The 11,799-nt window shown below is 74.3% G+C and carries 9 protein-coding genes and 1 tRNA gene; 7 read left to right on the top strand and 3 right to left on the bottom strand.

Going from position 1 to position 11,799, the window contains the following annotated elements; genetic code table 11:
* Positions 1–167 precede the first annotated feature (167 nt).
* The gene (locus OOK34_RS01650; protein ID WP_267032069.1) at positions 168–1,676 is read left to right on the top strand and encodes a hypothetical protein; all 1,509 of its coding nucleotides are present in this window, start codon (positions 168–170) and stop codon (positions 1,674–1,676) included.
* A 38-nt stretch (positions 1,677–1,714) separates the two neighbouring features.
* The gene (locus tag OOK34_RS01645; protein WP_267032068.1) at positions 1,715–2,047 is read left to right on the top strand and encodes a hypothetical protein; all 333 of its coding nucleotides are present in this window, start codon (positions 1,715–1,717) and stop codon (positions 2,045–2,047) included.
* Here OOK34_RS01645 and OOK34_RS01640 read toward each other — a convergent pair.
* Positions 2,025–4,484, bottom strand: a complete 2,460-nt coding sequence (locus OOK34_RS01640; RefSeq protein WP_267032067.1) for a GTPase-associated protein 1-related protein — start codon at positions 4,482–4,484, stop codon at positions 2,025–2,027. The genes OOK34_RS01645 and OOK34_RS01640 overlap by 23 nt on opposite strands.
* Before the next feature lie 352 nt (positions 4,485–4,836).
* Here OOK34_RS01640 and OOK34_RS01635 point away from each other — a divergent pair, with 352 nt between their 5' ends.
* From OOK34_RS01635 to OOK34_RS01620, 4 genes are all read left to right on the top strand, one after another.
* Positions 4,837–6,900, top strand: coding sequence for a phosphocholine-specific phospholipase C (locus OOK34_RS01635; RefSeq protein WP_267032066.1), 2,064 nt, complete (start codon positions 4,837–4,839; stop codon positions 6,898–6,900).
* A gap of 71 nt (positions 6,901–6,971) precedes the next feature.
* Positions 6,972–7,349, top strand: a complete 378-nt coding sequence (locus tag OOK34_RS01630) for a type II toxin-antitoxin system RelE/ParE family toxin (protein WP_267032065.1) — start codon at positions 6,972–6,974, stop codon at positions 7,347–7,349.
* Positions 7,346–7,684, top strand: coding sequence for an XRE family transcriptional regulator (locus OOK34_RS01625; protein WP_267032064.1), 339 nt, complete (start codon positions 7,346–7,348; stop codon positions 7,682–7,684). The genes OOK34_RS01630 and OOK34_RS01625 overlap by 4 nt, the downstream gene beginning before the upstream one ends.
* Before the next feature lie 88 nt (positions 7,685–7,772).
* Positions 7,773–8,528 (top strand): alpha/beta fold hydrolase, encoded by a 756-nt coding sequence (locus OOK34_RS01620; protein WP_267032063.1) that lies wholly within the window; start codon positions 7,773–7,775, stop codon positions 8,526–8,528.
* Positions 8,529–8,626: 98 nt separating this feature from the next.
* Here the strand turns inward: OOK34_RS01620 and OOK34_RS01615 are convergent.
* A tRNA-His gene (locus OOK34_RS01615) sits at positions 8,627–8,699 on the bottom strand.
* A 188-nt stretch (positions 8,700–8,887) separates the two neighbouring features.
* On the opposite strand from OOK34_RS01615, the gene OOK34_RS01610 reads away from it, so the two are divergent.
* Positions 8,888–10,054: an aminopeptidase P family protein gene (locus tag OOK34_RS01610; RefSeq protein WP_267032062.1), complete on the top strand. Its 1,167-nt coding sequence runs from the start codon at positions 8,888–8,890 to the stop codon at positions 10,052–10,054.
* A 15-nt stretch (positions 10,055–10,069) separates the two neighbouring features.
* On the opposite strand, the gene treZ is transcribed toward OOK34_RS01610, so the two are convergent.
* Entirely contained in the window at positions 10,070–11,779 is a 1,710-nt protein-coding gene (gene treZ, locus OOK34_RS01605) for a malto-oligosyltrehalose trehalohydrolase (protein ID WP_267032061.1), read from the bottom strand.
* Positions 11,780–11,799: the final 20 nt, after the last annotated feature.

Below are 11,799 nucleotides of genomic sequence, written 5' to 3'. Positions count from 1 at the left end.
ACGATGACGATCCGGCCCCGCCCGGGCCTGAGTACGGATGCTCAGTTCCCTTGTGGGGATGCTCAGGAGGAAATCCGCGCTTCCACCCGGACACGGGGCCGTCGTACCCCGGGACACCGCGCACGGCTTTCCGTATCGTGGGTCGACCACCACGGGGGAGGCGGAAGATGGCGGACGGCAGAGGCTTACCCGGACTCGTCACGTACGGGGACGACGCGACCAACCGGCTGCTGAGCGCGGCCGCACACCTGGACGAGGACTTCGCCCGCGAAACGGCCGTCGAACTCATCGAGGACCGGCTGGAGGCGCTCGGCCCCTCGCTCGGCGTCGACCTCGTGGCGGTGGCCCGGCACGCCCGCGCGGCGGCGAGCCGCGCCGACCTGAAGGACGCACTGCTCACGGGGCTGCTCGCGGCCGTGGCAGGCGGCATCTTCCTGCGCGTCTACGGGAGCGTCGGCCACCGGCCCGAGCTGCTGGTCTGGTCCCGGTTCGCGATCGTGGGCGGGCTCCTCGCCGCCTGGGTGCTGGTGCTGGCCGCCGAACACAGGGCGCGGACGCTGGCCTTGCGGGTGATCCGGGACGAGGCGGCGCCCGGCGAGCTGGCCCCGCCGCTCGGCCCGGCCGTCGAGGCCGCGCTGCGCGAGCAGGAACGCGCCAACGCGATCCCGTACCACGAGGGGGCGGAGCAGGACAGCCCGTTCGTCGGCAGCGGCAGGGCCTTCCAGGAGCGGGTCTGGCAGCCCATCGACGTCAGCACCCCCGCCGCGAACCCCTCCGGCGGGGAGGCACCGGACATCATCCCCTTCGACGTGGTCGACCTGCACGGCTTCGTCGCCGAGCAGATGGGCAACATCGCCGGCCTGGAAGGGCTGCGCACCCAGGACCGTATGTACGTGCTCGGCACCCGCGTCCTGTACGCGGGCCAGACACTGCTGCCCGACCCGCTGGCCAGGCCGCGCCCCGTCGTCCCGCCGGAGATGCTCCGGGCGGGGCTGACCCGGCCCGGCGCGGGCATGCGGACGTACCTGTGCCTGGAGCGGGCCGGTGAGGGCGGCCGGGTCATCGTCTCCATGCACCTGCGGGCCCGGCTCCAGCACCCCAGCCTCACCTGGGAGGTGGCCGCCTACGTCATCCCGCCCCTGCGGTCCGGCTTCGAGGAGGCGCGCAAGCTCCGGCTGGACCCCTTCGGCCGCTGGTGGACCCTGGTCGCCTTCACCACACGGCGGTTCCTGCCCGCCCTGTGCAAGGCGCCGGCCAGGCTGCTGCGCAGGGGCTGGGAGAGAGGGCTGCGGTGGGCCCGGCTGCGGTACTGGCGCTGGGTCATCGGCAGACGGCACATCGAGTTCGACTACGGGGCGACCGGCGGCATCCGCGAGCGGGCCGGCGACTGGGAGCGCATGGGGTTCTCCGAGCAGACGGACGCCGTGGACTTCCTCCAGCGCCTCCAGCAGGGCGTGCTCACCGCCACCGAGCGGTTCCTGAAGGCCCACAACGTCGACACCAGCTCCTTCGAGAAGGCCCAGCGGGTCATCAACCACCACAGCTACACCTTCCAGGGGCCCATCAACGGGCCGGGCAACTTCGGGGCCGGCGGCACGGTGAGCATGGCCGGCAGCCCCGGACCCTCCCCGGCCGCCGGGGGCGGCGCCCCGCCCCCGGCCCCCGCCAAGTCCTGAGCCCTCCACGCACCCACGACACCGGACGAGGAGCCCCGATGGGCACGTACCACTTCCACGGGAACATCAACGGCCCCGGGAACTACGGCGACGGCGGCGTCATCAACATCGGGCAGCAGGAGGACGACGCCGCCCGGGTCCTGCGGCTGGCCGCCGAACTCGCCGGGTGGCTGCGCAGCGAGGGCGCCGCCCAGGACCGCATCGACGCCGCGCAGACCCTGCGCGGCGAACTGGAACAGGCCGGCCAGGAGCGCCGCGCCCCCGAACCCGGGCTGATCCGGCGCTGCCTGGAGACCATCACCCTCGGCCTGGGCGCGGGCAGCGGCGGCCTGGCCCTCGCCCAGCAGATCAGCGCCCTGCTCGCCGGCTGAGGGCCAGGAGGGCGGCGCGCAGCCGGGCGGAGCGGGGCGGGCGCCGCCAGGCGCGGAACTCCCGGGCCAGCCGGCCGTCGAGGCGCGCCAGCTCCCGCCCGGCCGCCGCCACCCGGTCGGGCGGCAGCCCCCGCACGAGCGGCCGGAGCACCCCCTCGAGCAGCTCCGTACGGGTCTCCCGCCACAACGCGCCGCTTGCCTGGGGCTGCGGCTGTGCCTGCGCCTGTTCCTCCGGCTGCGCCGACCAGGCGGCGAAGCAGGTGGCGAGGTAGCGCGGCGAGCGCCGCAGCCGCTCCGCCACCTCGCCGCCGCGCGCGGCTTGGCGGTACGCGGCCAGCAGGTCGGCGTCCTCGCTCCCGGCCAGTGCCCGCAGCCCGGCCCCGTCGGGTCCGTCCTCCGCGAGCAGCCGCTCGGCCACCGCCGCGTAGGCCGCCTCCCGAGCGCCCGGCTCCGGGGACAGGGCGCTCAGCTCCAGGGCCCGGCGGACCCCGTCTCCGCCCGGGCCGCCCGCGCGCAGGTCCCGGGCCAGCTCCAGCAGCAGCAGCGAGGGGCGCAGCCGCTCCGGCAGCTCCGCCGCGAAGTGCCGCAGCAGCTCCGCGGCGAGGTCCGGCGCCGCCGTGTCCCCGGCCGGGGCCCGGACGGCGGCCCGCGCGAGCAGCTCCCAGGTGCCGGCGTCACGGTGCACGGCGGCGCCCGTCGTCGCCAGCACCAGCCCGGCCTCCTCCGCCTCCGGGGGCTGCCCGCCCCACACCAGCCGCATCGCGGTGCGCAGCAGCAGCGGCTCCGCGTACAGCGATACCCCCGCCTCCCGCAGCAGGGTGTCCAGCGCGACGACCCGGTCCGCCCGCGCCCCCACGACCTCCGCCGCCCGCGCGCACATCCGCAGGTGCGGCAGCGCCTCCGCCGCCGTCAGCCGCAGCCCGGTCCGGGCGAACAGCCGGGCCCCGGCGGCCGGATCGCCCGCCGCGAGCGCGTCCAGCCGGTCGAGTACGAGGGCCCGCAGCACCGGCAGCCGCGCCAGGGCCTCCCGCGCCTGCTCCCCGTACGCCCGCTCCGGGTCGGTGAGCAGGGCGAGGGCCAGCCTCCGCGCCACCTCCGGGAGCGGAGCGCCGCCACCGCCCTCGGGGCCCGCCCCCGCCCGGGCCCCGGGCGCGGTTTCCCCGGGCCGCGCCGATGCCCCGGCGGCCGGGTCTTCCGGCGGCCCGGCGGCCACCGCAGCCCCCACCCCGCTCGCCGGATCCGGCGTCCGCGCCGGAAGCCGTACGCCGTCCGGCGGCGCGTCCGCGTGCCCGGCGGTGGCCCCCTCAGTGGTGGCCCCCTCAGTGGTGGCCCCCTCGGCGGTGGCCCCCTCAGTGGTGGCCCCCTCGGCGGTGGCCCCCTCAGTGGTGGCCCCCTCGGCGCGGGCCCCCTCGGGGGTGGCCCTCCCGGCGCGGGCCCCCTCGGCGGTGGCCCTCCCGGCGCGGGCCCCCTCGGCGGTGGCCCTCCCGGCGGTGGCCTCCTCGGCGGCGGTCCACCCGGCGGCGGTCCACCCGGCGGTGGCCCCCTCGGCGGTGGCCCACTCGGCCGCCGCCTCCCGGGCCGCCGGTTCCAGGGGGATCCCGGCGGCCAGCGCCAGCGAGGCCAGCGGGCCGGCCGCATACGGCTCCGCGGGCAGCCGGCGGACCTGCGCGAACAGCTCGGGCCGCGCCGCCAGCCAGACCGCCGAGGCCGTCCGCGCCCACAGGTCCCCGCAGTCCCCGGCGGCGGACGCGCCCCCGGCCCCGTAGACCCGCCAGCGCTCCCCCCGCCCCGGCTCCTCCCCGGGCAGCACCCCGACCAGCCGCTGCGGGGCGAGCAGCGGCCGCCGGGCGTACGTGGTGAAGCTGAGCCACTGTCCCCGCTCGTGCGGCAGCACACCGCACGCCAGCATCACCCAGCGGGCCACCGCCGCGCTGTCCTCCTCCACCAGCAGGATCCGCGGCGCGTCCGGGTCCTCCACGACCCGGCGCACATCGGCGAAGAACCCCGCCAGCCACGGCCCCCGGGCGGCGACGAAGGCGGCCAGCGCCGCCCGGTCGTGCGGCCCCGGAGCCGGCACCCGCTCCAGCGGCGGGGGCGGCCCGCCCGCCGGGCTCCGCTCCGCCCACTGCGCGGAACCCCAGGCGGTGATCGGCAGGGCACCCCGGGCCGCCCCGGCACCGGCGGGCTCCGGCAGGTGCACGGCGTGCGCGTGGAAGCCGGAGCCGGTGCGCACGGAACGCGCCAGCAGCCGGCTGCCGTCGCGGAGCACGCTCAGGGACAGCGCCTCCGGGAAGCCGGCGGGCGGCGCCTGCGGGGGCGGCTCGTAGCGGACGAGCGGCTCCGCCTCGCGCAGCAGCGCCCCGCTCACCCCCGGGGTGACGGAGATGAATCCGGAGCCCCCGGGCCCGCCGGTGTAGTGCAGCTGGGGGAGGTTCACGCGCCGCCCCCCGCCCGGATCCCCGTACCGCGAAGCCGGACTGATGCATCGTCAGGGGCTGTTGTGCGGGGCGTGGTTGCCCGTACCGTACCGGCAGCGGAGCGCACGGCATGTTCGAACCCGGTCCCCGCCATACGTTCTGCGCCCCCCGTTGCAGTGTGTGGGGCCATTCCAGCAGATGTGCGGGCCGTTCGGGAGTTCTGTCCGCCCAGGGCGAGACCAGGGCGGGGAGGGGCTTCCGTTCGCCCGCTGTACGGCCCGACGTCAGACGGGGATTTCCGTCCGGTACCCCGGGACCGCTGTTCTTGGGGCGCCCCTCGACTCCCCCCTCACCCGCAGAGGTCGTCACACCATGGCAGAACTGAACCGCCGCAGGTTCCTCCAGATCGCCGGCGGCACCGCCGCCATCGCGATGCTGAACGAGAGCATCGCGCGGGCCGCCGCCATTCCGGCGCAGGGCAGCACCGGGACGATCCAGGACATCGAACACATCGTCGTCCTGATGCAGGAGAATCGTTCCTTCGACCACTACTTCGGTGCCATGAAGGGTGTCCGCGGCTTCGGTGACCCGCGGCCGGTGCTCCAGGACAACGGCAAGTCGGTCTTCCACCAGTCCAACGGCACGAAGGACATCCTCCCCTTCCACCCCCAGGTGGCGGACCTCGGGATGCAGTTCCTGGAGGGCCTGAACCACGACTGGGCCGGCGGCCACCAGGCGTACAACAACGGCAAGTACGACAAGTGGGTCCCGGCGAAGACCGCCACCACCATGTCGTACATGACCCGGAACGACATCCCGTTCCACTACGCCCTCGCCGACGCCTTCACCGTGTGCGACGCCTACCACTGCTCCTTCATCGGCGCCACCGACCCCAACCGCTACTACATGTGGACGGGCCACACGGGCAACGACGGCACCGGCGGCGGCCCGGTCCTCGGCAACCAGGAGGCCGGCTACGGCTGGAAGACCTACCCCGAGCGCCTGGAGTCGGCCGGCGTCTCCTGGAAGGTCTACCAGGACATCGGCGACGGCCTGAACGCGGCGGGCTCCTGGGGCTGGATCAACGACGCCTTCCGCGGCAACTACGGCGACAACTCGCTCCTGTACTTCAACACCTACCGCAACGCCCAGCCGGGCAGTCCCCTGTACGAGAAGGCCCGCACGGGCACGAACGTCAAGGCGGGCGAGGGCTACTTCGACAAGCTGCGCGCGGACGTGGTGAACGGCTCGCTGCCCCAGATCTCCTGGATCGCCGCCCCGGAGGCCTTCAGCGAGCACTCGAACTGGCCGACCAACTTCGGTGCCTGGTACATCTCCCAGGTCCTGGACGCGCTGACCGCGAATCCGGAAGTGTGGGCGAAGACCGCCCTCTTCATTACCTACGACGAGAACGACGGCTTCTTCGACCACGTCGTCCCGCCGTACCCGCCCACCTCCTCGGCCTGGGGCCTGTCCACGGCCGACGTGACCCGCGACCTCTACACCGGTGGCGTCGCCGGCTACGCGGCGGGCCCGTACGGGCTCGGCCCGCGCGTGCCGATGATCGTGGTCTCCCCGTGGAGCAAGGGCGGCTACGTCTGCTCCGAGACCTTCGACCACACCTCCGTGATCCGCTTCATGGAGAAGCGCTTCGGGGTGCAGGAGCCCAACATCTCGCCGTGGCGCCGCGCGGTCTGCGGCGACCTGACCTCGGCCTTCGACTTCACCGCGGCGGACGCCGCGCCCGCCGCCCTGCCGTCGACGGCCGGCTACGTCCCGCCGGACAAGGACCGCCACCCTTCCTACCACCCCACCCCGCCGGCGACCGGCACCCTGCCCAAGCAGGAGGCCGGCTCCAAGCCGACCCGCGCGCTGGGCTACAGCCCGTACGTGGACGGCGCCCGCACCACCTCCACCGGCAAGTTCACGCTCACCTTCTCCTCCGGCCCGAAGCTCGGCGCCCACTTCCACAGCACCTCGGGCAACCGCACGGACGGCCCCTGGCCCTACACGGTCGAGGCGGGCAAGACCCTCTCGGACACCTGGAGCACCTACAGCTCCACCGGCAACAAGATCGACCTCACCGTCTGGGGCCCCAACGGCTTCCTGCGCACCTGGAAGGGCCCGGCGAAGAAGGCCGGCCCCGAGGTCACGGCCCGCCACGCGGACGCCACCGGCAACCTGGCTTTGACCCTCACCAACGGAGGCACGGCCGCGGTGAACCTCACGGTGACCAACACCTACGGCGGCGCCGCCCAGACCTTCCGGGTCAACCCGGGCGCCACGGTCTCCCACACCGTCGACCTGCGCGCCTCGGGCCGCTGGTACGACGTCACGGTGGTCTCCGACGCCGACACCACCTTCCTGCGCCGCTTCGCCGGCCACGTGGAAACGGGCGCCCCGAGCGTCTCCGACCCGGCGATCAAGACCGTCTGACCGGTCCCCTTCCGGGTGAACCCGCCGCTTCCAGCGCCCGCGAAGTTAACGCTTGCGTTAACTTCGCGGGCGTGGCTCAATGGGAAGTGATCCTCGTGAGCGAGGTGGCGGAGTGGTTCGAGGCGTTGGCGGAGGCCGACTGGAACAGCGCCGAACAGGTGGAAGACGCGGTGGACGCACTCGCGATGTTCGGGCCCACGCTCGGACGACCGCTGGTAGACCGCATCAAGGGTGCGGAACAGCACCACATGAAGGAGCTGCGGCCGGGATCTTCCGGCGGCAGCGAGATCCGGATCCTGTTCGCGTTTGATCCGGTCCGCCGCGCGGTGTTGCTTGTCGCTGGCGACAAGGCCGGGAACTGGCAGCGGTGGTACGAAGTCAACATCCCGCTCGCGGAGAAGCGCTACCAGGCCCACATCGCGGAGCTGGACACCAGGGAGTACGAATGAGCGCTGTCGGTTGGGAGGAGGCCAAGCGCCAGGTGCGCGAGCGCCGGGCGGCTGCCGGGCTGCCGGTGCGGTCTCCGGCGGAGAAGCAGGCCGCGATGGACCGGCTCATGGCCGAGGTGCGCGCCCACCGGCTCGCCGAGATCCGTCAGGCGCAGGCACTGACCCAGAAGGACGTCGCGGAGACCATGGGCGTCTCGGCCCCCAGGGTGTCAGCCATCGAGAACGGTGAAACCGACCGTACGGAGGTCGCTACCCTGCGCTCCTACGTCGAGGCGCTCGGCGGACGGCTTCGCGTGGTGGCCGACTTCGGGGACACGGAGTACACCGTGGCGTGACCCGCCCTCGGGTGGCGGTGTGACGGTAAGCCCGCTGGGCAGTAGGTACGGCGTCGGTTTCCTCCGCCCCGCCACCCAGGGAGAACGCATGGCCATCGCCCACCGCAGGATCGGCACCGGACCCGTCCGCGTGATCGTGCTGCACGACTGGTTCGGGACCTCCGCCAATTGGGGCTCCGTGCTCGACTACCTGGACCCGCAGGCGTTCTCGTACGCCTTCCTCGACTACCGGGGCTACGGCGAGCGCCGGGACGTCCCCGGCCGCTACAGCCTCCCCGAGATCGCCGACGACGTCCTCGCGCTCGCCGACCAGCTGGGCTGGGACACCTTCTCCCTGCTCGGCCACTCCATGGGCGGCAAGGCGATCCAGCAGGTACTGGCCCGCGCCCCCGAGCGCGTCGAGAAGCTGATCGGGATCAACCCGGTCCCCGCCGCGCCGTACGCCATGGACGACGCGACCCACGCCCTCTTCTACGGCGCCGCCGAGGACCCCGACAAGCGCCGGACCATCCTCGACCTGGTCACCGGCAACCGGGCCGGCCGCCACTGGATCGACCGGATGGTGGCCCACTCCCTCGCCGTCTCCCGCCCCGAGGCCTTCGCCGGCTACCTCGCCGACTGGCAGCCGCGCGACCTGACCTCCGCCGTCAAGGGCAGCACCGTGCCGGTACTGGTCCTCGTGGGGGAGTACGACCTCGCCCTGACGGCCGAGGTCATGCGGGCCACCTGGCAGGCCTGGTACCCGGACTGCAGGATCGTCACCCTCCGCGGCGCGGGCCACTACCCGCCCCACGAGACCCCCGTCGCCTTCGTCACCGAGGTCGAGGCCTTCCTGCGCGCCTGACCTCCGGAGCCGGACCATCGCGGGTGGCTGGTACGTGGACACGACAAAAAGCCCGTAGGGCGTACGAGGAAACCTCGCACCCCCTACGGGACCAACAGGGTGAGTGACGGGACTTGAACCCGCGGCCACCTGGACCACAACCAGGTGCTCTACCAACTGAGCTACACCCACCACGAGGGGTGGCGGACCACCCGTTCGTTGTGCATGCACAGCATAGCCGATCGGAGGGGTGGTCCCGCGACGGGTTATCCGGCGGCCCGCCGCACCACGGTCCGCGCACCGTACGGGGCTGCCCGCGCCCGGAAACCTGTCCGGCGCGGCCGCTGCGCTCGCCGCACGCCCCACGGCAGGATCCCCGTATGACTTCCGCACCGACTCCCGACCCCGCCCACGCCGAGCCCGCCCACGCCGAGCCCGCCCCCTTCACCACCGCCGACTACGCCGCCCGGATGGCCGCCGCCGCGCAGAGCGCCGCCGACGCGGGACTGGCCGGCCTGCTCATCGCGCCCGGCCCCGACCTCACCCACCTCACCGGCTACCGCCCGACCGCCGAGACCGAGCGGCTGACCCTGCTCGTCCTCGCCGCTGGCCAGGAACCGGTGCTGGTCGTACCCGCCCTGGAGGCCCCCGACGCCGCCAAGGCCCCCGGCGCGGACGCGCTGACCCTGCGCGACTGGACCGACGGCAAGGACCCCTACCGGATCACCGCCCCGCTCCTGGACGTCAGCGGCCGCTTCGGCGTCAGCGACAACACCTGGGCGCTCCACCTGCTCGGCCTGCAACGGGAGTTGCCCGCCACCTCCTACGCCCCGCTCACCGACGCCCTGCCCATGCTCCGCGCCGTCAAGGACGACCGGGAACTGGCCCGGCTCGCGGCCGCCGGAGCCGCCGCCGACGCCGCCTACGCGCAGATCCTGCACGTCCCCTTCGCCGGCCGCAGCGAGAACGAGGTCGCCGCCGACCTGGCCGGGCTGCTGCGCGTACACGGCCACTCCCAGGTCGACTTCACCGTCGTCGGCTCCGGCCCCAACGGCGCCAACCCGCACCACGAGGCGGGCGAACGCATCATCCGGCACGGCGACATGGTCGTCCTCGACTTCGGCGGCCTCAAGCACGGCTACGGATCCGACATCTCCCGCACCGTCCACGTCGGCGAGCCCACCCCCGAGGAACAGCGCGTCCACGACATCGTCCGCGAGGCCCAGCAGGCCGGTGTGGCGGCCGTCCGCCCCGGCGCGAGCTGCCAGGACGTGGACCGGGCGGCCCGCGCCGTGATCACCGAGTTCGGCTACGGCGAACGCTTCATCCACCGCACCGGCCACGGCATCGGCGTCACCACCCACGAGCCGCCGTACATGATCGAGGGCGAGGAGCAGCCCCTCGTCCCCGGCATGTGCTTCTCCGTGGAGCCCGGCATCTACCTGCCCGGCCGGTTCGGCGTCCGCATCGAGGACATCGTCACGGTCACCGAGGAGGGCGGCCGCCGGCTGAACAACGCGCCGCGCGAGATGGCGATCGTCGAATAGGGCCGTGCCGGGAGGCTACGGCCCCAGGACCACCGCCGACTCGCCCGGTACGTGGATCCGCCCGTCCGGGCCCGGATGCTCGACCGGTTCCCAGGAGGCCAGCACCCGCACCCCGTTGCGGCCCAGCGCGACCGTCACCGACTCGGTCGACAGGTTCACCACCACCCGGACCTCGCCCCGCCGGAAGGTCAGCCAGCGGCGCTCCTCGTCGTAGGCGACCCGCACCGCCGCCAGGTCCGGGTCGCGCAGGTCCGGCTGGGTGCGGCGGAGCCGGATCAGCGTCCGGTACCAGTCGAGCAGCCAGGCGTGCGACTCCCGCTCCGGTTCGGCCCAGTCCAGGCAGGACCGGTCGCGGGTCGCCGGGTCCTGCGGGTCCGGCACCTCCTCCGCCTTCCAGCCGTGCGCCGCGAACTCCCGCCGCCGGCCGCTGCGCACCGCCTCGGCGAGCTCCGGGTCGGGGTGGTCGGTGAAGTACTGCCACGGGGTCCCGGCCCCCCACTCCTCGCCCATGAACAGCATCGGCACGAAGGGCCCCGTCAGCGCCAGGGTCGCCGCGCAGGCCAGCAGCCCGGGGGAGAGCGAGGCCGCCAGCCGGTCGCCCAGGGCTCGGTTGCCGACCTGGTCGTGGGTCTGGGAGTACCCCAGGAAGCGGTGCGCGGGGGTGCGGCGGCGGTCCACCGGCCGGCCGTGGGTGCGGCCCCGGAAGGAGGACCAGGTGCCGTCGTGGAAGAACGCCCGGGTCAGGGTCTTGGCGAGGGCGCCGACCGGGGCTTCGGCGAAGTCGGCGTAGTACCCCTGCGATTCGCCGGTCAGCGCGCAGTGCAGCGCGTGGTGGAAGTCGTCGTTCCACTGCGCGTGCAGCCCCAGCCCCCCGGCGGAACGGGGGGTGGTGACCCGCGGGTCGCACTGGTCGGACTCGGCGATCAGGAACAGCGGCCGGACGGTCTCCGCCGCCAGGTCGTCCACGGCCGCCGCCAGCTCCTCCAGGAAGGACAGCGCCCGCCCGTCGGCCAGCGCGTGCACCGCGTCCAGCCGCAGCCCGTCGACCCGGTAGTCCCGCAGCCAGGCCAGCGCGCTCCCGATCAGGTACGAGCGGACCTCGTCGGAACCGGGCGCGTCCAGGTTCACCGCCGCGCCCCAGGGCGTGTGGTGGGTGTCGGTGAAGTACGGGCCGAAGGCCGGGAGGTGGTTCCCGGAGGGGCCCAGGTGGTTGAGGACCACGTCCAGCACCACCCCCAGCCCCGCCGCGTGCGCGGCCTCCACGAAGGCGGCCAGCCCCGCCGGGCCCCCGTACGGCTCGTGCACCGCCCAGGGCGCGACCCCGTCGTACCCCCAGCCGTGCCGGCCCGGGAACGGGCACACGGGCATCAGCTCCACGTGCGTGACGCCGAGGCCGGCGAGGTACCCCAGGCGGGCGGCGGCCGCCTCGAAGGTGCCCTCGGGGGTGAAGGTGCCGATGTGCAGCTCGTACAGGACCGCGTCCTGGAGCGGGACCCGCGGCGGCGGCACCCGCGGCGCGAGCGGGGCGAAGTCGACCACCGCCGAGAGGCCCTCCGTACCGTCCGGCAGCCGCCGCCCGCGCGGATCGGGCCGGACCACCGGATCGTCGCCGAGCCGGAACCCGTACCGGTCGCCGTCGGCCGCCGGGGCCTCGGCGACCCACCAGCCGGAGCGGCCCGGATCCGGGTCGGGGGTCATGTCATAGGTGGTGTCGTTCAGTCGCATGGCGACCCGACCTGTCAGCG

The organism is Streptomyces sp. NBC_00091, from assembly GCF_026343185.1.
In the GTDB taxonomy this organism is placed as follows: domain Bacteria; phylum Actinomycetota; class Actinomycetes; order Streptomycetales; family Streptomycetaceae; genus Streptomyces.
Note: the sequence above shows the minus strand (reverse complement) of the source record. Positions and strands in the feature narration are given on the sequence as shown.